24 protein-coding genes are annotated in these 22,891 nt (G+C 63.7%); 19 read left to right on the top strand and 5 right to left on the bottom strand.

Going from position 1 to position 22,891, the window contains the following annotated elements:
- Window positions 1–2: 2 nt before the first annotated feature.
- From KBX07_RS03345 to eccD, 4 genes are all read right to left on the bottom strand, one after another.
- Window positions 3–236, bottom strand: a complete 234-nt coding sequence (locus tag KBX07_RS03345; protein ID WP_256023012.1) for a hypothetical protein — start codon at window positions 234–236, stop codon at window positions 3–5.
- A gap of 71 nt (window positions 237–307) precedes the next feature.
- Window positions 308–817, bottom strand: a complete 510-nt coding sequence (locus KBX07_RS03340) for a hypothetical protein (RefSeq protein ID WP_256023010.1) — start codon at window positions 815–817, stop codon at window positions 308–310.
- 59 nt (window positions 818–876) lie between these two features.
- Window positions 877–2,046: a S8 family serine peptidase gene (locus KBX07_RS03335; protein WP_040423916.1), complete on the bottom strand. Its 1,170-nt coding sequence runs from the start codon at window positions 2,044–2,046 to the stop codon at window positions 877–879.
- A gap of 47 nt (window positions 2,047–2,093) precedes the next feature.
- The gene (gene eccD, locus KBX07_RS03330; protein ID WP_256023009.1) at window positions 2,094–3,416 is read right to left on the bottom strand and encodes a type VII secretion integral membrane protein EccD; all 1,323 of its coding nucleotides are present in this window, start codon (window positions 3,414–3,416) and stop codon (window positions 2,094–2,096) included.
- A gap of 163 nt (window positions 3,417–3,579) precedes the next feature.
- Between eccD and eccCa the strand changes: the two genes are divergently transcribed.
- The 10 genes from eccCa to KBX07_RS03280 all read left to right on the top strand — a co-directional run bounded on the left by eccCa (window position 3,580) and on the right by KBX07_RS03280 (window position 14,188).
- Window positions 3,580–7,212 (top strand): type VII secretion protein EccCa, encoded by a 3,633-nt coding sequence (gene eccCa / locus KBX07_RS03325; RefSeq protein ID WP_256023007.1) that lies wholly within the window; start codon window positions 3,580–3,582, stop codon window positions 7,210–7,212.
- On the top strand, window positions 7,209–8,225 hold the full coding sequence (locus tag KBX07_RS03320; protein ID WP_256023005.1) for a type VII secretion-associated protein: 1,017 nt from the start codon (window positions 7,209–7,211) through the stop codon (window positions 8,223–8,225). The genes eccCa and KBX07_RS03320 overlap by 4 nt, the downstream gene beginning before the upstream one ends.
- 205 nt (window positions 8,226–8,430) lie before the next feature.
- The gene (locus tag KBX07_RS03315; protein WP_005286596.1) at window positions 8,431–8,748 is read left to right on the top strand and encodes a WXG100 family type VII secretion target; all 318 of its coding nucleotides are present in this window, start codon (window positions 8,431–8,433) and stop codon (window positions 8,746–8,748) included.
- Between the two features lie 38 nt (window positions 8,749–8,786).
- Window positions 8,787–9,074: a WXG100 family type VII secretion target gene (locus tag KBX07_RS03310; RefSeq protein WP_005286593.1), complete on the top strand. Its 288-nt coding sequence runs from the start codon at window positions 8,787–8,789 to the stop codon at window positions 9,072–9,074.
- A 345-nt stretch (window positions 9,075–9,419) separates the two neighbouring features.
- Window positions 9,420–9,863, top strand: a complete 444-nt coding sequence (rplM, locus tag KBX07_RS03305; RefSeq protein ID WP_005286590.1) for a 50S ribosomal protein L13 — start codon at window positions 9,420–9,422, stop codon at window positions 9,861–9,863.
- A complete protein-coding gene (gene rpsI / locus KBX07_RS03300; RefSeq protein ID WP_256023003.1) occupies window positions 9,863–10,429 on the top strand; it encodes a 30S ribosomal protein S9 in 567 nt (188 codons plus the stop codon). The genes rplM and rpsI overlap by 1 nt, the downstream gene beginning before the upstream one ends.
- 106 nt (window positions 10,430–10,535) lie before the next feature.
- Window positions 10,536–11,879 carry a phosphoglucosamine mutase gene (gene glmM / locus KBX07_RS03295; protein ID WP_256023002.1) on the top strand — a complete coding sequence of 448 codons (1,344 nt, stop codon included), beginning with the start codon at window positions 10,536–10,538 and terminating at the stop codon, window positions 11,877–11,879.
- A gap of 131 nt (window positions 11,880–12,010) precedes the next feature.
- Complete coding sequence (locus KBX07_RS03290; RefSeq protein ID WP_256023000.1) at window positions 12,011–12,331, top strand: hypothetical protein; 321 nt, start codon at window positions 12,011–12,013, stop codon at window positions 12,329–12,331.
- Entirely contained in the window at window positions 12,324–13,934 is a 1,611-nt protein-coding gene (locus tag KBX07_RS03285) for a hypothetical protein (protein ID WP_256022998.1), read from the top strand. The genes KBX07_RS03290 and KBX07_RS03285 overlap by 8 nt, the downstream gene beginning before the upstream one ends.
- The gene (locus tag KBX07_RS03280; protein WP_005286575.1) at window positions 13,934–14,188 is read left to right on the top strand and encodes a hypothetical protein; all 255 of its coding nucleotides are present in this window, start codon (window positions 13,934–13,936) and stop codon (window positions 14,186–14,188) included. Before KBX07_RS03285 ends, KBX07_RS03280 begins: the two co-directional genes overlap by 1 nt.
- Before the next feature lie 33 nt (window positions 14,189–14,221).
- Here the strand turns inward: KBX07_RS03280 and KBX07_RS03275 are convergent, their stop codons facing one another.
- Complete coding sequence (locus KBX07_RS03275; protein ID WP_256002277.1) at window positions 14,222–15,073, bottom strand: dienelactone hydrolase family protein; 852 nt, start codon at window positions 15,071–15,073, stop codon at window positions 14,222–14,224.
- 87 nt (window positions 15,074–15,160) lie between these two features.
- Between KBX07_RS03275 and glmS the strand changes: the two genes are divergently transcribed.
- The 9 genes from glmS to KBX07_RS03230 all read left to right on the top strand — a co-directional run bounded on the left by glmS (window position 15,161) and on the right by KBX07_RS03230 (window position 22,782).
- Entirely contained in the window at window positions 15,161–17,023 is a 1,863-nt protein-coding gene (gene glmS / locus KBX07_RS03270; protein WP_256002279.1) for a glutamine--fructose-6-phosphate transaminase (isomerizing), read from the top strand.
- Window positions 17,024–17,032: 9 nt separating this feature from the next.
- Window positions 17,033–17,692, top strand: coding sequence for a hypothetical protein (locus KBX07_RS03265; RefSeq protein ID WP_255998060.1), 660 nt, complete (start codon window positions 17,033–17,035; stop codon window positions 17,690–17,692).
- Between the two features lie 175 nt (window positions 17,693–17,867).
- The gene (alr, locus tag KBX07_RS03260) at window positions 17,868–18,995 is read left to right on the top strand and encodes an alanine racemase (RefSeq protein WP_256002281.1); all 1,128 of its coding nucleotides are present in this window, start codon (window positions 17,868–17,870) and stop codon (window positions 18,993–18,995) included.
- Window positions 18,979–19,458 (top strand): tRNA (adenosine(37)-N6)-threonylcarbamoyltransferase complex ATPase subunit type 1 TsaE, encoded by a 480-nt coding sequence (gene tsaE / locus KBX07_RS03255; protein WP_256018157.1) that lies wholly within the window; start codon window positions 18,979–18,981, stop codon window positions 19,456–19,458. The genes alr and tsaE overlap by 17 nt, the downstream gene beginning before the upstream one ends.
- A gap of 10 nt (window positions 19,459–19,468) precedes the next feature.
- Complete coding sequence (locus KBX07_RS03250; RefSeq protein WP_255994442.1) at window positions 19,469–20,005, top strand: hypothetical protein; 537 nt, start codon at window positions 19,469–19,471, stop codon at window positions 20,003–20,005.
- On the top strand, window positions 20,006–20,692 hold the full coding sequence (gene tsaB / locus KBX07_RS03245) for a tRNA (adenosine(37)-N6)-threonylcarbamoyltransferase complex dimerization subunit type 1 TsaB (RefSeq protein WP_256018159.1): 687 nt from the start codon (window positions 20,006–20,008) through the stop codon (window positions 20,690–20,692).
- On the top strand, window positions 20,693–21,178 hold the full coding sequence (gene rimI, locus KBX07_RS03240; protein ID WP_256018160.1) for a ribosomal protein S18-alanine N-acetyltransferase: 486 nt from the start codon (window positions 20,693–20,695) through the stop codon (window positions 21,176–21,178).
- Complete coding sequence (tsaD, locus tag KBX07_RS03235) at window positions 21,175–22,227, top strand: tRNA (adenosine(37)-N6)-threonylcarbamoyltransferase complex transferase subunit TsaD (protein WP_256022997.1); 1,053 nt, start codon at window positions 21,175–21,177, stop codon at window positions 22,225–22,227. The genes rimI and tsaD overlap by 4 nt, the downstream gene beginning before the upstream one ends.
- A gap of 105 nt (window positions 22,228–22,332) precedes the next feature.
- Complete coding sequence (locus tag KBX07_RS03230) at window positions 22,333–22,782, top strand: hypothetical protein (RefSeq protein WP_005286548.1); 450 nt, start codon at window positions 22,333–22,335, stop codon at window positions 22,780–22,782.
- The last annotated feature ends 109 nt before the right edge of the window (window positions 22,783–22,891 follow it).

Below are 22,891 nucleotides of genomic sequence, written 5' to 3'. Positions count from 1 at the left end.
GCCTAGCGGTCTGACTGAAATTTGCTACCCGTTTGGTTCTTGCGGATTCCGCGCACAACCAAAACAATCCCCGCGATCCAGCTGGCGAGTGCTGTCATGTAGGAAATCGTGCCCCACGCAGTGGCAACGGCGAGGAACCCGAGCAGAAAGACAATCACTCCGATCATGATGTCCTGCTGCCCGGTGGTGCCGGAAGAACGCGGGTTGCCCGGGTCGTGGGGCATCTGGGAAGTCATGACTGCCAGTGTGCCAGGAAAGCGAACGGCCCTGCCAGGGCAGGGCCTTAAAGGGTGGGGCAAGGTGAGTATTAGAAACCGGCCTCGAGGTGCAGGGTCGGGCCGTCGGAGTCGCCCATGTCCTCGCCGAAGGTGTCCTCGTTCATGGTGTCTTCGGTCGCCGAAGTGTCGTAGTTCTCCTCGTCCGTCCCGATCTCCGTGGTGGTGCCTTGGAAATCGAAGGGGTCATCAGACTCCTCACCGGGCTCCTCCGCCTTCTCGGTGTAGTCCTCGACGTTGCCCAGGCCCTCGACGTAATCGTCGTCGGCGCTGATCTTCGTTTCCAGAACGCCGTCGGCGTTCTCAGAGTCGATGAACATCTCGTCGAATTCGCCGTCACCGTCAACGTCGACAAGCACGGTGTTAGCGTAGCCGTCGCCGTCCGAGTCGAGCACGACGGTGTCGATGGTGCCGTCGCCGTCCAGATCCACCAGTGCGGTGTCGATGGTGCCGTCGTTGTCGGTGTCCCGAACGGCAGCGTCAAAAGTCTCTACGTTCTCGTCGATGGTGTTCGGGTCCTGCGGGTTGTTGGGGTTGGTCATGATTGCGTCCTTACTGGTGTGGTGAGTGGTGTTTTCATGCGTTCAATGTGCACAGTACGTCAAATGTTCCTGCGCGAGACCAACAAAGAACCTACAGCGGTGCTGAGCAGCGCAAACAAGCCAAGAATTGTGAGTACAACACCGGTCTTGCGGGGTGCTGTGGCCACGGTTTTCTCTACGGGAGTAACTGTCACTGGGTCCGTATCGTCATCGCGACCAGAGCGGTGAGATTCGGGCGGGAGATGCGTTAGCGTAGTGAGCGTATCGACGGCCCCGCCGCTCGGCTCCGCGGCCCCATCCACCATCGCGCGAATCTGCGCCGGGCTGGCATCGGGGTAACGCTGCCGCAGCAACGCCACTGTTGCACTGACCACCGGAGCAGCAAAACTGGTGCCCTCGTATGGTTGAGCGTCCCCGCGATCGCCCGCAACTCCACCGGTGAAACCGTTTCCGTCGGACGACAAAGCAGCCTGTGGGCGGCCCGGTGCGGAAACAGCTATGTGCTCGTCGGGTACCGGCAGGGAGTACTCGGCCATGGTGTGGCTGTCCGCTCTCGACCCGACAGTGATCACGGTGGGGAAGTGCGCCGGGTACACCGTGGAGCCCGGCGGGCACTCGTGGTTCGCATTGCCCGCGGCGGCGACAACGGCAACACCGTCCAACTCGGCGCGCCCGAGTGCAAGACGCAGGTCCTGGGTGTCCACCCGTGCGGCGAGCTGCGGTTCCACGCAAGAGACGACCGACATATTGATCACGTCGGCGCCCAAGTCGATCGCGTTGTGGATGGCGCGCGCAAGGGTGTCCAAATTCCCCGCACCGGGGATGTCCTCTGCTTCCGGCGAGCCATCCGGTACTGGGGCCGTAGTTGTGCGGAAGTGCGCGGAGGATTGGCGGATCGCGATGATCTCCGCATCAGGGGCGATGCCCGTTGTCGTGCCCGCGATGATGCCGGCGACGACGGTGCCGTGCGCGTCGCAGTCCTGGAACGGGCGCGGCTCATCGGGAGTGACGTAGTCGTTGCCGGGGATGAGCTGGTTGAGCTCGGGGTGCTGGGCAACCCCGGTGTCGATGACAGCCACTTTCACTCCCGCGCCGGTGGCGATAGTACGCACCTGGTCGAGATCGGCCGCAGCGGCGGGTGGGTCCGCGGGAACCGGGACTGCGCAGGCGACATCTTGGGCGTGGGCAGGTGGGGTGGCAACAAGAACGGGCTGGGTTGAGAAAAGCATGAGGGTTAGGGCCGGGATGCACGTGGACGTCGATAAGCGAAAGCGCACTACAGGCCCCTGATCAGCGTGAAGAAACCGGTGAGGTAGACAGCCAGCGGCAACACGGCAATGATCGCGGCAGCCTCGGCGCGCTCGAGCCACACGAGTGTGGTGGGTTCCAGATCGGGGACGAAACGGGCCCAGATCGTCGCGCTTGCCGCAGCCACCGCGAGGACTCCGGCGAGCACGAGTAGCGCTGGATGCGGGCTATCCATCTGTGCGACGGCGATAACAGCACAGGTAACGGCCGTCATGGCAGAAAGTGCGAGGCTCAACCTCGGCGCGGTGGAGTGGTGGCGTGACGCGTGCACGATGAGCGCTCCAGCGACACAGAGACAGAACGCAAAGATCCAGGCTCCGCCCGCGATAGCGATGGTGATCAGCGCCGGGATCATGCACACGGCGGTGCCGATGCCCAGACCGTCTGTAATACCGCGGGCTTTTTGCGTGCGCAGGTCAACGTCATCCTGGTAGTCGTCCGCGATGGAGAACTCCTGCCCAGCAGTGGGCACGCGGGGAATGCGTAGACCGGCGCCGCGGGTCGCCACAGCAGGTGTGAGCATGACGGCGGTCAACCCCAGCAGCACGACCGTCGCTGCGGGAGCGTGCGGGGACGGTAACCACGATCCTAATGCGCCACCTGCGCTAAGTGCACTCACCGTGAGTACCGCAGTACCGCATCGCGTGCCGGCGAAGCCCAGCACCGCCCCACCGCCGACCAGGACTGCCACCGTCGCCGATGCAGCGACCACACCAAGTGCTGCGCTGCTGTTGAGCGGCCACGCAATCGCTTCCTCGCCCCCGGCCCAGGTGCCGCATGCGATACCCGCAAGCACAGCGCCGGCGGGGGACACCGCGCGGGAACGGGAGATGACACCGATCGCGAGCGCGACGACGGCTGCTGCCCCGACACCGATAACCGGGTTGGTCAGGGCAGCAACAAGAAAACCGACGGCAACGATACCCGCGAGCGATGACGCCGTATCGATCCCGGCGCGCGGGCCCCCGTCAGCCGACACCGCCGCGAGCGATTCCGCAGCGTCGCGCACGACCGGGGGATCGACCTCCTCCTCCGGGCGCAGTGCAAGCACCTGACCGTCCCGCACGCGCATGTGGTGCAGGGGAGTGTGCGGATCCAAGGGAGCGCCTCCAGCAGTGGTGAACTCCCACGGTCGTCCGATTTCCGGAAGTTCGACGAGCCGGGCAAGCTCCGGCAGGACCTCAGCGAACGTCGACGCGGTTGGCAATGTCACGTCAATGGAGCGGTGGTATGTCACGGCACTGACACGCACGGTGACGCGGACGACATGGTGAGTCGATGCGGCGACCACAGTTTTCTTCCCCCCCCCGGGTTGCACAGTGCAGGCCCCCGCCTGCACACGTGATGAGCTGTGCTGGCGTTCACGCTACACGTAATCGGTAACGGCGCGCTACACTAACGCTCAACACCTGCGGTTGGGGGAACCAGCAGGGATGGTTCGAGGGGGGACATTCATGCTCGGATTGGACAACAATCCTGTCCAAACACCGGTCAATGCTGGCCACAGCGCTGACGATGCACCGCCGCTGCCCGGTGGAAACCTCGTCGCGGAGCCCGTCCCGCAGGCGGTGCGGCGTCCGCCGGAACCAATGATGAAAATCATCATGCCGGTGGTCATGGTCGTAGCCATCGGAGCAATGGTGGCGATCATGGCCTTGTCAGGCCGGGGTGTTAGCCCCATGATGATGGTCTTTCCGCTCATGATGGTCATGGGCATGCTCACAATGCTCAACCCTCCGGAGCGGGCCGGGGATATTGACGAATCCCGCCGTGTGTACTTGCGCCACCTTGACGCACTGGCGGAGCACGCCCGCGGAAATGGCGACAAGCAGCGTGCCCATGTTGAGTTCTTCCACCCGCATCCGCAGGCATTGGTCAGCGCGGTGCCCACAGAGCGGGTCTGGGAGAGAGTGGACGACGATTCTCGTGCGCTGGAAGTGCGTGTGGGAACAGGAATGTCCGCTTTGTGCACGCCTATCGACGTGCCTGACCCCGGTTCACCTGAAGATCTTGACCCTGTATGCGCTGTGAGTCTGCGCCGCACTGTGGCCGCTGTGAGCGCGGTGCCGCGGGTTCCGATCATCATCCAGTTGGAAGCGTTTCCGCTCATCACACTTGCTGGGCCGAAAGCGCGCACAGTGGCGCGGTCCATGTTGGCGCAGGTGGCGTTCTTCCACGGCCCGGAGCTGCTCGGTATTGAGGTCGCTGCAGAGGGGCTCGAGTTCTCCAAGTGGTTGCCGCACACCCGCGATCCTGAGTCCGCGGCGTTCTCGATCGCGTTCGTGGATGCTGGCTCCCCGGACGCACTAGTGCGCACCGAGCACGACTGCGTTGTCGTGGTCACGGAGGATGAGGATGCCTTCGTTCACGAGGATGCGCTGCACTTGGTGTGCGGGGAACGCATTAGTGCGGTCACAGCAGCTGGCACGGAGCCGCTTGGGGAGCCTGACGAGTTCAGTGACGGTGCCGCAGAATACATCTGCCGGAATCTCGCCTTCTACCGCCGTCCTGAGGGCCAAACAGGTACTGCCAATAGCGGGGACCTGTTAGAGCTGTTGGGGTTCGAAGACGTAGACCAGCTGTCTGGGCCGGCGATGTGGCCTGGGCGGGAGGGGACCCGGCAACGGTTGACGGTACCGATCGGTACGGAAGGTCCGGGATCGGGCGGAGCGCCCGTCTATCTAGACCTGAAGGAGTCAGCGCACGGCGGAATGGGCCCGCATGGATTGTGCATTGGCGCGACAGGAAGCGGTAAGTCTGAACTACTCAGAACACTCGTTGCAGCGCTGGCAGCGACACATTCGCCCGAGGAGCTCAACTTTGTCCTCGTTGATTTCAAAGGCGGCGCCACGTTCCTCGGATGTGAAGGGTTACCCCACACATCCGCGGTGATCACCAACCTGGAAGACGAGGCGGTCCTGGTGGAGCGCATGTTCGATGCGATCTCCGGCGAGCTCAACCGCCGCCAAGAACTGCTGCGCGCATCGGGTAATTTCGCCAACGTCACCGACTACACCGCGGCACGCATGAGCACGCGTCCAGACATGGTTCCGCTGCCGGCACTGCTCATCGTGGTCGACGAGTTCTCCGAGCTCCTCGGCCAACACCCGGACTTCGCGGATCTCTTCGTCGCTGTCGGACGGTTAGGGCGCTCGTTGGGTGTGCATTTGCTGTTAGCCTCACAACGGCTTGAGGAGGGCAAACTGCGCGGCCTGGATTCGCACCTGTCCTACCGCATCGGTCTGCGCACGTTCTCAGCCACCGAGTCGCGCCAGGTACTGGGCATCCCCGATGCTTACGAGTTGCCGGCTGACCCTGGCTCGGGCTACCTCAAGGCCGCATCCAGTGAGGTCACGCGTTTCAAAGCGGCGTATGTCTCCGGTCCACTCATGCGAAAAGACGTTGCGGCGCACGGTTCCCATACCGCAGCGAGCATCCCGGCAGTACGCATTTTCGACGGCTGGGATCCGCCCGAGGTGACCCCGGTCGTCGCAGGTACGCCGGACACGTCGACAACCGTGCTGGCGGCTGTTGTTGAGGCCGCCGGCGAGACTGCTCAGTTGCGCGGGCACAGCGCTCACCGCGTGTGGCTGCCACCACTGCCGCGCCGGGTAGGGATCCCTGCCGTCGTCACGCGAGCGGGAATGCTCACCGCGGGCATTGGGCTTATCGACGACCCCTACCACCAGCGCCAAGATCCCCTCATCCTCGACTTGAACGTCTCCGGCGGCCATGTGGCGATCGCCGGTGGGCCGCAAACGGGCAAGTCGATGGCCGTGCGCACGCTGATCACCTCTTTGGCTGCCACCCACTCGACTGAGCAGATCGGCTTCTACATCGTCGATGCCGGTAGCGGCGACTTCGCGGACCTTGAAAGTCTGCCCCACGTTGCCGGCGTGGCAGAACGCAGCGACGAGGAGCGGGTCCGCCGCGTCGTCGATGAAGTCTTGGGCATCATTGAAAACCCGCGTGGCGCACCGCGACCGCAGCACACGGTGTTGGCGGTCGATGGGTGGCATTCATTGTTGGCGACCGATTCGAAACTGGAGGATCTGCGGGAACCGCTGGCGACCATTGCGGCTGAGGGGCCGGCGGCTGGGGTGCACCTGGTGGCCACCACCCAGCGCTGGGGCGCGATCCGTCCCAACGTGCGCGACATCATCGGCACTCGAGTGGAGCTCAAACTCACTGAGTCGATGGATTCTGTAGTCGACCGCAAAAAGCAGGAGAAACTTCCCGCATTGCCCGGCCGCGGACTCACTCCCGACGGGATGAGCATGCTGGTGGCGGCAACCGCAAAGGAAGATATCGCACACATTGCAGCCACGACTGCGCACCAGCCGCGTGTACCTGCCTTGAGGGTTCTGCCGGAGAGGGTGACGGTGGGGCAGGCGCGCCAGACTCAGACGTCGATAAGCGACACGCCGCTGTTGGGCATTGGTGGACGTGCACTGGAACCTGTGCACCTGGATGGCCAGCATCTCGTCGCTATCGGCGCGGCGGGCTCTGGCAAATCGACGCTGGTGAACACTGTGATCACACAGATCGCCGAGCTCCCGCGGGAACAGGCGCGCATGGTGGTCATCGATCCACGGCGTGTCCACCTGCGCCACGCGGACCACCCCATGGTCGCAGCGTATGCGGGCTCTTCTGACGCGGCCGCTACAGCGGTGACCGACACCGTGGCCACGATGTCGTCGCGTCTGCCGGGGCCAGATGTCACGGCCGAGCAACTCGCCGCTCGCAGTTGGTGGACTGGTCCAGATATCTACCTTGTGATCGACGACCTAGAACTTGTTCCCGACGAGCACCTGCGTCCGCTCGTCGCGCTCCTTCCTCATGCCCACGACATTGGGCTGCACATCATTGCCGCCCGCAAGTTCGGCGGCAGCGCCCGCGCTTTGTTCTCTCCGTTCTTGTCCACGTTGAAAGATCAGCTTCCTGACGCTGTTCTGCTCTCCGGGAACCGGGAAGAAGGACAGCTTTTCGGTGTTCGACCGATGCCGCTTGCGCCGGGACGCGGGATCCTCGTGCGCGACAACGACAACGCCGGCCCAATCCAGATCGCAGTAGGTGACGCAGCATGACCACACGGTTGACCACACCGCAGCTCACGGTGACTATCCGCCCCGACAGCGTCGTTTTCGAAGGCGTTGCCAACGTGCATCGCCACGACAGTCCGAGCACCAGCGAGATCGCCGCCGCGATCTGCAAATGTTTGGGTAGTGATCCTGCCGGTGCCCACGTGCACATTGTCGGGGATGAAGAAACCATCGACGACCTCGTTGTTCTGATGAGCGGATACGACGTCGTGCTCACCAGCGAGACCACGAAACCGCGCGGAAAGCATGCCCTGCGCCCCAATGCGAAAGCGGGCGCTGCCGAAACGGCGGATTCGAGTACGGACTCCGAAACTGAAACAAATCCGTCCACAAACGAATGGGAGGAAATCACGCTGCGTCGCCCGACGCTTTACGACGGCTCACGCGACACCTTCCTACCCGCACGCCCCCTCCTCATTGTGGCGGTGGTCGTCATCGGCGCACTCTGCGCTGCCGCTGTGTGGGCCGTTGCGCGGTCTGGTTCCGATGCGTTAGAGCACGCGGCCGGATCTGGCGCCTCCATTGGCGCGACGACGAGTGAGGTGACATCGGCTCCTTCGCTTGATTCATCCGCGCCTTCTACGCAGCCAGCCCCGCAGCCCGAGTTCGTCACTCTCACCCAGGACGGTCTGAGCGTGGAGGTGCCGGTCGGCTTCACCCTCGAGCCCGATGAAGATATGTGGCGCGCGACCGGCCCTGATCCGGATTTCCGCTTGCAGCTTGCCGTTGATCCGCTCTACGGAGTGGCAGGAGAAGCCGTGATCGCCCAGATTGAGCAGGAGATTCTCGGCGACCCCGAGTTACGCCTCATCGAGCGTGATGAGCACAGCATCACCTACAGGCACTTGCTTCCAGACGGCTCCCAAGCCCACTGGCGCGCCTGGGTCGATGCAGACCACCAAATCTCCATTGGTTGCCACACCCGGAAAGCTCCCACGTCAGTCCAGCAGGCCACATGCACCATGGCTAACGACTCGGCCCGGTACAGCCCTCCTTAACCGTCTCACCAAAGGGGCAGGTACCGGCCCGCACGGAGAAAAACTCCAAGAATTTTCACCGCCGAGGGAACCAAACAGGGGCCTGCGGCAGTCCAATAAGGGTGGAAAGGTCACGAACGGCTCGCAAAGGTGCTTCACCGACTACGCGCCACGTGCCCGGACCGGCCTTTGTCCGTTAAGTCACACACCGATATCGGGGGAAAACATGAGCAACATGCAAACAGAAGCCGACGTGATGCGCGCCGCCGCCAAGGAAGTCGAAACGACCAATGAAGAAATCAACGGTGAACTCAACCGTCTGCAGACTCTCGCAGAGGGGGCGCGCAGCCACTGGGGCGGCACCGCACAGGTCAGTTTCAACGAGCTGATGATGCGTTACGACGATGCCGAGCGCCGTCTCGGGGAGGCACTGACCGCCATCGCAATGAACATCCGCGATAACGCGGGCAACTACGAAGACGTCGAGGCCACTAACGCGGATAGCTTCTCGTCGATCGCGCCGTCCTCAGGCCTGGCCCTGTAAGCCCACGAAGAGAATTCAGAGAGTTAAAGGAGAACACCATGACTGTCATCAAGTACCAATTCGCCTCGATCTCAAACACATCCCAGGACATTCTGCAGTCGGCACTCACGATCGACGGCCAGCTCGAGGACCTGAAGGCGCGGTTGCGCCCCATGGTGGACAGCTGGGACGGTGAAGCAGCTGAGGCGTACCAGATCCACCAGGCGAAATGGGATGCCGCGGCAGAGGAGCTGAACGAGATCCTCACCGTCATCGGCAACACCGTCGAAAACGGCAACTCCCGGATGAAGGCGGTCAACACCGCCGCCGCTAACAGCTGGGCCTAAGTACGCCACACACTGCCGTTCCCTTTTTTGCAAGCGTCTTAAAGCTGCACTGACCGTTCCTATTCGGTTGGCGTGGGCGGACGCGACGTTGGGCACCGACGCGTGGCGCGGACAGAGGGGGATCAGGTTTTGCCGCGCCGCCGCAGGGAAACTTCTGCGGCGGCGTTTTGGTGTTTCGGCAGGTGGTGCTCTAGGGTTAACGGTCTGTGTGTTATCTCCGACCGGCGCTCGCTCTGCGGTAGCTGGTCACCTCACATCCGGGTCTCCACCGGCCGCCGGAATGTGAGGGGGGAGCGGGCGCACATGGCCGGCAGCCTCTAGATACAGACTTCAAGGAGTCCATGTATGTCTACTTACCACCCGAAGAGCGGTGACATTACCCGTCAGTGGTACGTCATCGACGCTACCGACGTGGTGCTGGGCAAGCTTGCTTCTACCGTGGCAGACCTGCTGCGCGGTAAGCACAAGCCGCAGTTCGCACCGAACGTCGACACCGGAGACCACGTCATCGTGATCAACGCCGACAAGGTCCACATTTCGTCCAACAAGCGCGATCGTGAGATGCGCTACCGCCACTCCGGTTACCCGGGTGGTCTGAAGTCCATGACCCTGGGCCGTGCTCTCGATGAGCGCGCGGACCGCGTCATCGAAGAGGCTGTCAAGGGCATGATGCCGCACAACCGCCTCTCCCGTGAGTCCATTAAGAAGCTTCACGTCTACGTCGGTGCCGAGCACCCGCACGAGGCGCAGAAGCCCGAGAACTTCGAGCTTAAGCAGGTGGCGCAGTAATGACCGAGCCGAACAACACCCCCGACAACATCGCTGACGCAGCCCTTGAGACTGACCTCACCGACGTCGACGCCGCAACCGCTGCGACCGAAGAGTTCAACTACACCATCGGCGACGCGGTGGCAGTCGAGGATGAGACCGCTGGCGCTGAGGAGACCATCGAGGTCGCGTCCTTCCACGAGGGCCCGATCCAGACCGTCGGCCGCCGTAAGCGCGCCATCGCCCGTGTCACCGTCGTCGAGGGCGAGGGCAAGATCACGGTCAACGGCCGCGAGTTCGAGGACTACTTCCCGAACAAGCTGCACCAGCAGGACATCCTGTCCCCGCTGACGCTGCTGGAGCGCGAAGGCCAGTTCAACATCAAGGCCAACATCAACGGTGGTGGCCCGACCGGCCAGGCTGGTGCTCTGCGCCTGGCCATCGCCCGCGCCCTGAACGTGTACAACCCGGCTGAGCGCCCGACCTTGAAGAAGGCTGGCTACCTCACCCGCGACGCACGTGCCGTCGAGCGCAAGAAGGCTGGTCTGCACAAGGCCCGCCGTGCCCCGCAGTACTCCAAGCGTTAATCGCGGTTACTGCTTCACAAGCGCCGTCACCCTTTGCGGGTGGGGGCGCTTTTGGCTTATCGACGCATTACCAACCTGAAAATCCCCTAAGGCATAATGGTGTCTCATGACTCGACTGTTTGGAACTGACGGTGTCCGTGGCTTGGCCAATGAAGCTCTGACCGCGCCTTTGGCGCTGAAGCTGGGCCAGGCAGCGGCCACGGTGTTGACGCAGACGAAGCGTTCCGACCAGCGTCGTGCGACCGCCATCATCGGCCGCGACCCGCGCGTGTCGGGGGAGATGCTGGCGGCGGCAATGGCAGCCGGTATGGCATCGAAAGGTGTGGACGTGCTCCGCGTCGGAGTCATACCGACGCCGGGCTTGGCGTTTCTCACCGACGATTACGGCGCGGATATCGGCGTGATGATCTCCGCGTCCCACAACCCCATGCCGGACAACGGCATCAAGTTCTTCTCCGCCGGCGGCAAGAAGCTTCCTGACGACGTGGAGAACGACATCGAGGAGGAGATGGCCCACATCGATGAAGGCGGACCAACCGGCACCGGCATCGGCCGCATCATCGAGGAGTCCCCGGAAGCCCACGACCGCTACTTGGACCACCTCAACGCCTCGGTGACCACTCGCCTCAACGGCCTGAAGGTTGTCGTGGACTGCGCGAACGGGGCCGCCTCCCGCCTAGCTCCGGAGGCCTACGCCGAAGCAGGGGCGAAGGTCATCCCGATCTTCAACAAGCCCAACGCCTTCAACATCAACGACAACTGCGGATCCACCCACATTTCCCAGGTGCAGAAGGCTGTTGTCGAGCACGGTGCCGACTTAGGCCTGGCTCACGACGGCGATGCCGACCGCTGCCTGGCTGTCGATGCCGAGGGCAATGTCGTCGATGGCGACCAAATTATGGCGATTTTGGCTCTGGGGCTGAAAGAGAAGTCGTCGTTACGCAAAAACACGCTCGTAACCACCGTGATGAGCAACCTCGGTCTGAAAATCGCCATGGAGCGCGAGGGCATCGCTGTGCGGGAGACGAAAGTGGGCGACCGATACGTGCTCGAGGAACTCGCGCGCGGCGATTACTCACTCGGCGGCGAGCAGTCCGGCCACATCGTGCTGCCGTCCCGCGCGACGACGGGCGATGGAACGTTGAGCGGCCTGATGATCATGGAGCGCATGGCCGAAACCGGCGCGACACTGAAAGAGCTGGCCAGCGTGATGACGGTGCTGCCGCAGGTGCTCATCAACGTGCCCGTGTCCGACAAGTCGCTCATCCTGGACAACCCCGAAGTCAAGGAAGCCACCGCCGCCGCAGAGGCCGAGCTTGGCTCGAGTGGCCGTGTGCTGCTGCGCCCCTCTGGTACCGAAGAGCTCTTCCGCGTCATGGTGGAAGCAGCGGAGGAGGAGCATGCGCGCAAGGTAGCTGGCAAGCTCGCCGCCACTGTCGCCTCTGTCTAGCGCGAGTGCGCTGAAAATGCCTTAAAGTAATTGGGGCAGCAGGGAACCAAAGGGGGGTCCGCGGCAGTCTAACTCTGTGTGAGGAATTCGACTGCCGCATGCGCGGCTTCATTTACGCGGGGGGATTGAACGTGAATGCACCTTTAGAGCTAGACACGGGTGAGATGCGGGAAGCGCTACGGGGCGCGATATCCCGGTATACCGAAGCGGTGGAGCTGCTCCGCCAGCAGCGGCCGAGCGTGGATCCGGCCTGTTTGGGGGAGGGGTTCACTAGCGACGCGGAACGCTTGGGGGCGGCCATGACCGCGGTCCATGAGAACACTCTCGCGCACTTGAACGAAAGGGTGCGCCACTACGAGTCTGTTCTCGCGCTCACAGACGATGTCGAGTCAACGGATGAAGACAATGCCGCGCCGTTGGACGCTGTGATAAGGAGGCTCAATCGTGGGTAACGCGCTCGTGAAAGACCGCCTCAATGCTGTCGCACAGGAAGCGGCGGCACTACCTGGTGTCTCGTCCGGGGACCTGAACCAAATCAACGCCAAGGTGAGTGACATCTCGGCGAAGTTGGACTATACCAACGGGAAAGACACCAGCGCCCTGCCCACCGAAGCCGCGCGGGTCAACCCCAAAGGGGACCAACCAGGCGGCAAGTCACGCCCTGGCGGCCGCTCGGGCGGCTGGGGCATTGTGGGCCTTCTCGTCGAGCTGGCGCCATTGGCGTTCGGCGCGATCAATTCCGCAGGCGACTGGCTGCGGGATATTGGGATCACCGGCCATGAGGATGACCTCGATGAGGGCCAGCGCGAACTAGATCGCTGCCTTGAGGATCTGCGTACCGAAACAGGAGAGTGTGTCAATGCCGTCGATGAGATCGATTCCAACGCGGAAGACGGCGTGCTGGCGATCCTGGATACGTTGCTCAAGTTCCTCCCCTTGGCGCGCGCTGTATCGTCGCCGCAGAACGAGGCTGCCGCGCTCTTGCCCGTCGTCAAAGCGCTGATGTACGTCGAGAAAACCATCGACGACCGCAATGAGAGCATGCGCCAATGCTACGAACACCTGGAGTCCCTCTACGACGAAGTTGGCCAGCTCCCATCCCCGTCCGCGAAGGAGTACTACCCGCCTAACGGCGGCGCACCTACTAGCCCAGAGGGCGAACCGGACACGCCAAAACAAACCGAACAGCCGGAGCAGAAGGAACCGCCGGTTGATGGACCACCGCTGAAGGAGCAGCCCCCGACTGGAGCGACGGAAGCGCCCGTGAAACCGGCTGGACCCCAGGCAGCACCTGCCCCAGAGCCCGCCCCGGGACCTGCTCCGGTTGCTGCACCTGCCCCGTCGGTTCAGGCCGCGCCCCCAAGCGCCGAGTCTGTGACCATGCCGACTATTCCGGCGAGCGTGGCGACGGAGCCCGCAGGGTTCACCGCGAGTGCTGGCGGAGCGAACCTCAACGTGAATATCAACGTCGGCCTGGGTGGTGATCTCGGAGGAGTCCCACCCGCTCCTGCGGCTCCAACGGCACCTCCCGTGCTTCCCACACCGCCCTCTCTTCCCGCGGTCCCTCCGGTGGGGCCGGTGGGCCAAGCCGCAATCGGCCAGTTCATTGCTGGGGTGGAGGAGTTCAAGAACATGGTGATGGACTGTCTCTCCGAAACGGAACTCCCGCCGGCGGCAGACTGCGAATGCCCGCCGGAGGCGCCCGAGACGGAATCGGACACCCTGCCTGAGAAACCGGCACCGGACCACCAGGCACCGGAAAAACCCGCACCGGAGAACCCAGCAACTGAACAACCAGCAACTGAACAACCGGAGGAGAAGCTGGCCCCGCCACCCGAGCTTGCTGAGGTCAAGGAGCCTCCGCCACCGCCGAAACAGTCAGTGGCACCCGCCGGTGCGGGCGAGCTGGGCCAAACGAGCGACGCAACCGACGTTGCCCCAGAGGAGCCACACAAGCCAGCCGAACCTGCAGCGCCGCACACCGACTCCAGCGGCACTGACACCGGTTCTGGCACTGACACAAACGAGCGCACGAGGAAGACGAGGACGTGGTGATGGACTTCAAGGATTTTGTCGATCAGTTCAACCAGCGCACCGCGCGCCGCATGGCGGAGTTCGAACTGGTGCTGCAGCAGACTCAACAGCAAATGGAGCAGACTGCACGGCAGCAGGCTCTCGCCAAGGAAATGAATATTCAGAAGCCGCCGACCACCACCCCGCGCGGAGGTTACCGTGGTGTCCGCCACGGCAAAGTGCAGGGTGTGCTGCGGAGGGAAGGGCCGACAGGGGCCGGATCCGAGCAGGGCTAACGCCAGGCGGCAGGGCGAACCCGCACGCTGGAGTTAGAAGATGCTCTTCGTGTCCGAGCGTGCGAAGCCGGCGTGATCGGCGAGGTCCTTGCCCACGATGGATTCCACACCCTTGCCGGCGGCATCCATCTCGGAGAAGTCTGCATACTTCTTCTCGTCAGCGAGCTGGTGCAGGAAGAACCCGGTTAACAGGCCGCGGATGGTTTCCTGGACGCTGGTCGTGGATTTGCCCACGCCCAGCAGCATCTTGCGGAAGTTGTCCTCGCTCAGCGCCTGCTGGTTGCCTTTCTTCACCGTCCGGTAGGCGACAGGGCCAGCCCAGTTGTACGCCAGCTTGGCGGGGTTACCCGGATCGAAGATCGCGTCCGAGTCCTCATCGGGGCCGATGATCATGCCCGGCTTGAACATGGTGCGGGACGCCTCAACGGCGGAAGGCGCGACAGACGCCGGGTAGATAGGTGCAACTGCCTTGACCTTGTCGTTGTCCACGCTGGCGAGGACGGCGCAGCCGCCGCCCATGCCGTGGCCGGCCACACCGAGCTTGCCCGGGGAAATGGTGACGTTGCCGTTGCCCATGCGCACCCCACCCAGGATCTGCAGGCAGGTCTCCAGGTCGGCGGCGTAACCGGCGTGGTTCGGGTTGAAACCGCGCTCCGTGTCCGGCACGGCGACTGCGATGCCCCAGCTAGCCAGGTGGCGCAGCGTCTTCTCGTAATTGGCGGCGCTCTTCATCCAGTCGTGGCCGAATGCCACGCCGGGGATGGCGGTGCCTTCGGCAGGCAGGTAGACCTTGCCGGGCAGGCCGGTGTATCCAAGGTCGCCCTCCATGACGCGGTAGGGGCCTCGCTTGGACAGTTCGCTGAGCTTCTTCAAGTTCGCAGACACGCCCCCAAGACTACTGCATACGCCGGGCGGAGGGAGCAGCTGACGTTGGTTAGTAGTGATGGGTCAGACATGGCTATCCTTAGGCGCATGTGTGGAATCGTGGGATACGTAGGAGACCAGCAGGCACTCGGCATCGCGCTCGACGCCCTGAGGCGCATGGAGTACCGCGGGTATGACTCCGCCGGTATCGCTGTAGTGGGTCAAGGCAGCTTGGACGTCGCAAAGCGTGCGGGCAAACTGCAGAACCTCGAGGACAGAATCGAGGAAATTGGCGCAGAGAACCTGGCTGGCACCACGGCGATCGGGCACACCCGCTGGGCTACGCACGGCCGCCCGACGGATGAGAATGCGCACCCCCACATGTCGTTCGACGGCAAGGCTGCCATCGTCCACAACGGCATCATCGAGAACTTCGCGTCCCTGCGTGAGGAGTTGGAGCGCTCCGGGATTGAGATGCAGTCCGAAACGGACTCGGAGGTCGCTGCCCACCTGCTCGCTCTCGCCTACAACGAGGGGGAGACGGCGGGGGACTTCAAGGAGTCGTCGCTAAGCGTGCTGCGCAAGCTCGAGGGCGCGTTCACCATTCTCTTTGTGCACGCTGACCACCCGGACCAGATCATTGCCGCGCGCCGCTCGACCCCGCTCATGGTCGGTGTGGGCGAGGGCGAAATGTTCCTCGGCAGCGACGTCGCCGCATTCATCGAGTACACGAAGAACGCCGTGGAGCTCGAATCGGATTCCGTCGTGGTGATCACGAAGGACGACTACGAGGTGCTGCATTTCGACGGCACCCCGGCCCAGTCCAAACCCTTCACCATTGACTGGGACTTGGAAGCCGCAGAAAAGGGCGGGTTCGATTCCTTCATGATGAAGGAGATCTACGAGCAACCGGCAGCTGTGCGCGACACCCTGGCCGGCCACTGGGACGGCGAGCGCGTCATCCTCGATGAGAACAGCATCTCTGAGCGTGAACTGAAGTCCTTCAACCAGGTCTTCGTGATCGCCTGCGGTTCCGCCTACCACTCCGGACTGGCTGCGAAGTACGCCATTGAGCACTGGGTGCGCATTCCGGTGCAGATCGAGGTGGCATCCGAGTTCCGCTACCGCGACCCGGTGCTGGATGAGCGCACTTTGGTGCTGGCTATCTCCCAATCCGGCGAGACCGCCGACACCCTCGAGGCTGTCCGCCACGCCAAGACGCAGGGCGCGAAAGTGCTGGCAGTGTGCAACACCAACGGCTCCCAGATCCCGCGCGAGTCCGACGCTGTGCTCTACACCCACGCCGGACCGGAGATCGGTGTGGCGTCGACGAAGGCGTTCTTGGCGCAGGTCGCCGCGAACTACATCGTCGGCCTGGCACTCGCCCAGGCGAAGGGCACGAAGTACCCGGATGAGATCCGCGATATCTGGGCGGAACTCGAAGCCATCCCGGAGAAAATCGAAGCCGCGCTGGGCAACCACGACACGTGCAAGCACATCGCGGAGACCCTCGGTGCTGTGAAGACCATGCTCTTCCTCGGCCGTGGCGTCGGTTTCCCGATCGCGCTCGAGGGCGCGCTCAAGCTCAAGGAGCTGGCGTACATCCACGCGGAAGGCTTTGCCGCCGGCGAGCTCAAGCACGGCCCGATCGCGCTGATCGAAGACGACCTGCCCGTCGTGGTCATCGTCCCGAGCCCGCGCGGCGTGTCCCAGCTGCACTCCAAGATCGTCTCCAACATCCAGGAGATCCGCGCCCGCGGTGCCAAGACGATCGTCATCGCGGAAGAAGGCGACACCGCCGTCGAACCGTACGCGAACTGGCTCATGCGCATCCCGCAGTCACCGACGATCATGCAGCCGCTGCTGGCCACTGTTCCGCTGCAGTTTCTCGCGGCGTTCATTGCTCGCGAGTGCGGCAACGAGGACATTGACAAGCCGCGCAACCTGGCCAAGTCGGTCACTGTCGAGTAGCGCTTACAGATGCTTTCGGCCCTCGGGTTCGCCTTCGTCGACTCGATCAACCTCCTGCTCATCGGGGTGATCGTGGCGGTGGGCATCATCGTGCCGCGCGGCAGCAGCCAGTACGCGCGCACGGTGAGTCTGCTCATCGCCGGTGACTGGCTGGGTGTGGCGTCGCTCGCCTTCATCATGCTGGTGCTTTTCGACGGGCTCGGCTCGGTCGTCCACCGCTTCGTCGAAGGACCGATCTTCGGGATTTTGCTCATTGCCACCGGCCTGGTCACAGGGCTGTTGGCGCTGCGCGGTGGGGACAACTCCGCCCTGGTGTCGCGCATTCTGGAACCGCTGCGCACCCCCTCGCCGACGACTGTTGTGGTCGGTTTCATCCTCGGGTTGATCCAGTCGGCCACGTCCGTGCCGTTCTACGGCGGATTGGCCGTGCTGTCGACGGCGGGGGTTGAGCTGGCGACCCGGTACACCTTCCTCATTCTCTACGCCACCGTTGCGTTGAGCCTGCCCACCGTGTGCGCTCTGCTCGTGGGGTGGGTGCGACGGGCCCCGCTCAGCCCCGCTGGCCGCGCCTTCGACTGGGCTCGCGACAACTCCGAAAAGGTCTCTCTTGGCGCGACCTGGTTCGTGGCGGCACTGCTGGTCTTGCTCGGTGTGATCCACTTCGTGTAGCCCGTGCGGGTGCGTGTGCGTACGCGGCGGGCCCTAAGCCTGCTCGCGGCGCCTAGAAGACTGCTGGCGCTTATTAGCCGCATCGCATACTTCTGACCAGCAGGTTCAGTTGAGCAGTATTCTGAAAAAGCCCGAGCAGTATTCCGGCAAGCGGGCCTTTGGCACAATATTCCCCATGAGTCCCGCCACACTCCACATCGACCTGGACGCGATCGCGCACAACACCGCCCTGCTCAAACGGGGTGCCGGTGCCGCGAAACTGATGTGCGTGGTCAAGGCGAATGCGTACAACCACGGGGTGGAGCGCGTCGTTCCGGTCATGGACAAGGCTGGAGCGGACGCGTTCGGGGTGGCCACCCTCGCCGAAGCCGCCCAGGTCAAACGTCTCACCGACAAGCCGGTCCTCGCATGGATGTGGGCCCCCGGCGAACCCATTCCTGCAGGCATCGAGGTCGGTGTCCCCACACTGACGCACCTGCGCACGCTTATCGACGTTTCCCCCCACACCCCCGTCCACCTCATGCTCGACACAGGCATGAACCGCTCCGGAATTGACGAGGAGGACTGGGCCGATGCGTTCGCGATAGCCACGAACGCTGGCCTCACTGTCAGGGGCGTGATGTCCCACCTTGCCTGCGCTGATGAACCGGGCAACCCGTTCAACACGGAGCAGTACGAGTCCTTTCAGCGTGGCATTGCCCTGGCCCGCAGCATGGGGCTGGACGTGCCGTGTAACCACCTGGCGAACTCTCCCGGCACGCTGTCCCGCAAGGAGCTGGCCTTCGAGCAGGTCCGGGCAGGAGTGGCGCTGTACGGGCTTGACCCCGTCGCGCCGGAAACAGGGCCGGAAGCAGCGCCCGGAACCGCGCCGAACACCGACTTCGACCGCGCCCAGCTGCGCCCGGCGATGACGTGGTCGGCGGAGATCGTCGCCGTGAAACGCATCGGAAAGGGTGAGGGTGCGAGCTACGGGCTGACGTGGACTGCGCCGGAGGACGGGTACACGGCGGTCGTGCCTGTTGGGTATGCCGACGGGCTTCCGCGCGCCTGGCAGGACGCGGTCGAGGTGACGGTGAACGGTGCGCGTTATCCGCAGGTCGGACGGGTGTGCATGGACCAGTTCATCGTTTGGCTCGGTGACAACGCAGCCAATGTGCAACCAGGAGACGCAGCTGTCATTTTCGGCGAGGGCGGCATGAGTGCGGCGGAGCTGGCGGACCGTGCTGGGACGATTCACTATGAGGTGGTGTGCTCCCCGTGCGGGCGAGTTGAGAGACAATACAGCCATGAAACCTCCCTTTGATCAGCCCGGGCGCACGGAATGCGCTACCGTCGAGGACACCCGCGCGTTCGGTAAGCAGCTCGGTGCGAGCCTGGAAGCAGGGGATATGGTCATCCTCGACGGCCCACTCGGGGCGGGCAAGACCACGCTGACGCAGGGAATTGCTCAGGGGATGGGGGTAAAAGGCCGGGTGACCAGCCCGACCTTCATCATCGCCAGAGAGCACAAGAACAACGGGGACGGCCCAGCGCTCGTGCACGTGGACGCCTACCGTCTGCTCGACAGCGTCGGTGGAACTGGCACGGCAGACCCGCTGGGAGAGCTCGACGCGCTCGACCTCGATTCGGAGTTGGAAGACGCGGTCGTGGTGGCGGAATGGGGTAGTGGGCTGGTGGAACAGTTGACCTCCCGCTACCTGGTGGTCACCCTCAACCGCGACGCTCTCGACGAGGGGCGGGTTATCTCGTGGGCGCCAGCGGGGTAGGGTTGGACGCATGCAAAAGCTCTCAGCAAGCCAGAAGGGCTGGACGGGAATCGTCATCGCGCTGTGGATCATCGCGTTGGTGGCCATGATGTTCCTCATGCCTAAGTCCTCGTCGTCGAAGAACGCTGCCGGGGAATCGACGCCCGTGTCGGAGGCGGATGCATCCGGTTCGCTTGTTTCTACGTTGGAGGAGATGGAGCCGTCGACAAGCGATGCGGTTGCAGCCGAGGTGATTGACCTGCGCTACGTCTACGGTGAGGACATCACGGCGTTCATTCCGCTGTGCAAGGAAGAGCCGCAGGAGCTTATCGACGCAAAGTTGAAGGCCGCTGAGAGCGTCAAGGACCAGATCGATCTCGAGTCCGGCAACAGCTACGTCCTGCTCACCTCGGATGTGGAGAAGGGCTTCGAGGCCGTGGACACCATCCCGAACGACGTGATGGACTTGTGCAACGGCAACTACTTCAACCAGTACGTCAGCACCGAGAACGGGTTCCCGGTGCACTGGGACGGCGACAAGTGGCGCTTCGGGCCGCGCGTGCAGTAGATGAACGTTCTGGCGATCGACACTGCGACGACGGATCTTGTCGCCGGGATCGTCGACACGGATACCGGCGGTGACGCCCGCGTTCTCGCGGAGGCGGTGACGGAAACCCGCGCGCACAACGAGCTGCTGGTGCCCACCGTCATGGAGCTGCTCTCACAGGCAGGGCTCGAGTTCAGTGATCTCGACGCTGTGGTTGTCGGCTGCGGCCCCGGCCCATTCACGGGCCTGCGCGTGGGCATGTCCACGGCCTCTGCTTTCGGGCAGGCACTGGGCATTCCGGTGCACGGTGTGTGCACCCACGATGCGGTCGCGGCTCTTGCGCAGCAGGAACACGGGGAGGGCAGCAGCCTGATCGTCACCGATGCCCGCCGCCGCGAGGTGTACTGGGCCCGCTACGAAGCCGCGCGGCGCGTGGCGGGGCCAGATGTCGTCGCACCCGCCGCGCTGAACGTGGCCCGTGCAGACGTGATCAGTTGCCCGGAAAGTTTGCGCGGACAGTTGCCCGCCGAGCTTATCGACGTCGCCCGCCACATCACCTACATCCCCCCGCATCCTGCGGGCCTCGTCGCAGTGGCTGACTTGGCCGCAACTCCCGAGCCGCTGGTGCCGCTGTATCTGCGTCGTCCGGACGCGAAGGAACCGGCTCCGAAGCCGAAGTCGCCGGCGATCCCGGACGTGGACGTGTAGATGTTCCTGCGTGAGTTGAAAAAGGCTGACGCGTCTGCCGTCGCCGCAATCGAGGCCGACCTGTTCGCTGACGAGAGTCCGTGGTCGCGTGATGTTTTCTTGGTGCAGTTCGCGCACCCGCACACGTTCTACGTCGGAGCGTTCGCAGGGGCTGAGAACGCGGAGGCGGAGCTGGTGGGCTACGCGGGCCTGGCCAAGCTCGGTCCCCGCAACGATCCCGAGTTCGAGGTGCACACCATCGCTGTAGCCCGCGAGCACCAAGGTGAGGGCATCGGCACGGTGCTCATGGAGCAGCTCGTGCATGTCGCGGACGCCTACGATGGGCAGATGTTTCTCGAGGTTCGCGTGGACAACACCGCGGCCATTAGGCTTTATGAGCAGTTCGGTTTCACCGAGATCGGCCTGCGCAAAGGCTACTACCAGCCGTCTGGCGCGGACGCGTACACCATGATGCGGCACAGTCTGAGCGAAAGGAGCGGAGCATGATTGTTCTCGGGATCGAGTCCTCCTGCGACGAGACAGGTGTCGGCATCATCCGTCTCGCGTCGGACGGAACGATGGAGGTGCTTGCCGACGTCGTAGCCTCATCGATGGCTGAACATGCCCGCTTTGGCGGTGTCGTCCCGGAGATTGCTTCGCGCGCCCACCTGGAGGCTATGCCGCAGGTGATGGAGGAGGCGCTGGGGCAAGCGGGCGTCGATAAGCCAGATGCTGTCGCCGCGACTGTCGGCCCAGGGCTCGCCGGCGCTTTGCTCGTGGGGGCCTCTGCCGCGAAGGCGTACGCCGCAGCGTGGGGTGTGCCGTTCTACGGGGTCAACCACCTCGGCGGGCACGTCGCGGTGGCCAACTTGGATGGGGCTGAGGAATTGCCGCACTCCATCGCGCTGCTTGTCTCCGGCGGGCACACGCAGCTTCTTGAGGTGGATGCCGTGGGCAAGCCGATGCGCGAATTGGGCAGCACGCTTGACGACGCTGCTGGCGAGGCCTACGACAAAGTCGCCCGGCTTTTGGGACTCGGGTATCCGGGCGGGCCGGTGATCGACAAGCTGGCGGCGCAGGGAAATCCGGACGCGATCCGGTTCCCGCGCGGGCTGTCGCGTGCCGAGGATCTGCGCGGCGAGCACCGCTACGACTTCTCCTTCTCCGGATTGAAAACTGCTGTAGCGCGGTACGTTGAGGCGGCGGAGCGGGACGGCGCCGTCATCTCCATCGAGGATGTGTGCGCCTCGTTCCAGGAGGCTGTCGTCGACGTGCTCACCGCGAAAGCAATGATGGCCTGCGAGGACACCGGTGCGCGCACGCTGCTGCTTGGCGGGGGAGTCGCGGCGAACTCCCGCCTGCGGGCAGTAGCTGAGCAACGCTGTGCGGCGGCCGGAGTTGAACTGCGTGTGCCGCGATTCAAGCTCTGCACGGACAACGGGGTCATGATCGCGGCGTTGGCCGCACAGCTGATTCACGAGGGTGCAGAACCGTCGCCGCTGTCGACGGCCACAGACACTGCCCTCGAGGTGGAAACGCCACTGGTCACCGGCTAGGTGGTGCCAGCGATGCGCTTGCCGAGCGCACGTGGGCATTTAGAGCTAACGTGAAGATGATTCACGCAGAAACACCACCCATAAACTGTGAAAGGACCTCTAGCTATGAGCTCTCGTAAGGACCACGAGCGTTTCGGTTTCCTGGTGTACCCGGACCTGACCTACCACCGCATTGTCTTCGGCACCGGTAGCGCCGAGCAGTTCCTCGGCCCGACCGTGCAGGAGCAGGTCGAGGTCGCATTCGTCCAGCAGGACAACGAGTTCCAGGCGATCTACTCCCCGGAGGCCCGTGAGCAATGCGCAGCCCCGAACCCGGTCGCGTCGATGGCCCGCAACCAGGCAGCCACCGACAACCCGAACTTCCTCACCGACCCGGTGCACGCTATCTCCGGTCCGGTGATCTTCACCGGCCGCGGCGGCAAGAGCATTGACGACGAGATTGTCACCCAGATCAAGCAAGCCATCCGTGCTGTGCGCAACTTCATCAACGACAACGGTGAAGAGTACGAGCTGTGGCGCAACGCCGTGCTCAACATGGGCTCCCCGCAGGAGTAGACCTGCTGTAGAGCTTCGGGCCTTAACCCTCGGGCCGGGTAGACGTGGAGTTCGCTGCAGGCGGACACTGCGGACTCGGCCCTTGTTGTTACCTAGCACTCGCGAGGGT

It is taken from the genome of Corynebacterium sp. CCUG 70398 (assembly GCF_024454055.1).
Taxonomy (GTDB): domain Bacteria; phylum Actinomycetota; class Actinomycetes; order Mycobacteriales; family Mycobacteriaceae; genus Corynebacterium; species Corynebacterium genitalium.
This window is presented reverse-complemented; position numbering and strand designations above follow the sequence as displayed.

Coding starts and splice junctions, on each gene's coding strand:
- KBX07_RS03345 (WP_256023012.1), bottom strand. CDS start 236: ATGACTTCCCAGATGCCCCACGACCCGGGCAACCCGCGTTCTTCCGGC.
- alr (WP_256002281.1), top strand. CDS start 17,868: ATGAGTCCCGCCACACTCCACATCGACCTGGACGCGATCGCGCACAAC.
- tsaD (WP_256022997.1), top strand. CDS start 21,175: ATGATTGTTCTCGGGATCGAGTCCTCCTGCGACGAGACAGGTGTCGGC.
- rimI (WP_256018160.1), top strand. CDS start 20,693: ATGTTCCTGCGTGAGTTGAAAAAGGCTGACGCGTCTGCCGTCGCCGCA.
- KBX07_RS03250 (WP_255994442.1), top strand. CDS start 19,469: ATGCAAAAGCTCTCAGCAAGCCAGAAGGGCTGGACGGGAATCGTCATC.
- KBX07_RS03265 (WP_255998060.1), top strand. CDS start 17,033: ATGCTTTCGGCCCTCGGGTTCGCCTTCGTCGACTCGATCAACCTCCTG.
- rplM (WP_005286590.1), top strand. CDS start 9,420: ATGTCTACTTACCACCCGAAGAGCGGTGACATTACCCGTCAGTGGTAC.
- glmS (WP_256002279.1), top strand. CDS start 15,161: ATGTGTGGAATCGTGGGATACGTAGGAGACCAGCAGGCACTCGGCATC.
- KBX07_RS03320 (WP_256023005.1), top strand. CDS start 7,209: ATGACCACACGGTTGACCACACCGCAGCTCACGGTGACTATCCGCCCC.
- KBX07_RS03315 (WP_005286596.1), top strand. CDS start 8,431: ATGAGCAACATGCAAACAGAAGCCGACGTGATGCGCGCCGCCGCCAAG.
- KBX07_RS03310 (WP_005286593.1), top strand. CDS start 8,787: ATGACTGTCATCAAGTACCAATTCGCCTCGATCTCAAACACATCCCAG.
- KBX07_RS03280 (WP_005286575.1), top strand. CDS start 13,934: ATGGACTTCAAGGATTTTGTCGATCAGTTCAACCAGCGCACCGCGCGC.
- glmM (WP_256023002.1), top strand. CDS start 10,536: ATGACTCGACTGTTTGGAACTGACGGTGTCCGTGGCTTGGCCAATGAA.
- tsaB (WP_256018159.1), top strand. CDS start 20,006: ATGAACGTTCTGGCGATCGACACTGCGACGACGGATCTTGTCGCCGGG.
- rpsI (WP_256023003.1), top strand. CDS start 9,863: ATGACCGAGCCGAACAACACCCCCGACAACATCGCTGACGCAGCCCTT.
- tsaE (WP_256018157.1), top strand. CDS start 18,979: ATGAAACCTCCCTTTGATCAGCCCGGGCGCACGGAATGCGCTACCGTC.
- KBX07_RS03335 (WP_040423916.1), bottom strand. CDS start 2,046: ATGCTTTTCTCAACCCAGCCCGTTCTTGTTGCCACCCCACCTGCCCAC.
- KBX07_RS03230 (WP_005286548.1), top strand. CDS start 22,333: ATGAGCTCTCGTAAGGACCACGAGCGTTTCGGTTTCCTGGTGTACCCG.
- eccCa (WP_256023007.1), top strand. CDS start 3,580: ATGCTCGGATTGGACAACAATCCTGTCCAAACACCGGTCAATGCTGGC.
- KBX07_RS03340 (WP_256023010.1), bottom strand. CDS start 817: ATGACCAACCCCAACAACCCGCAGGACCCGAACACCATCGACGAGAAC.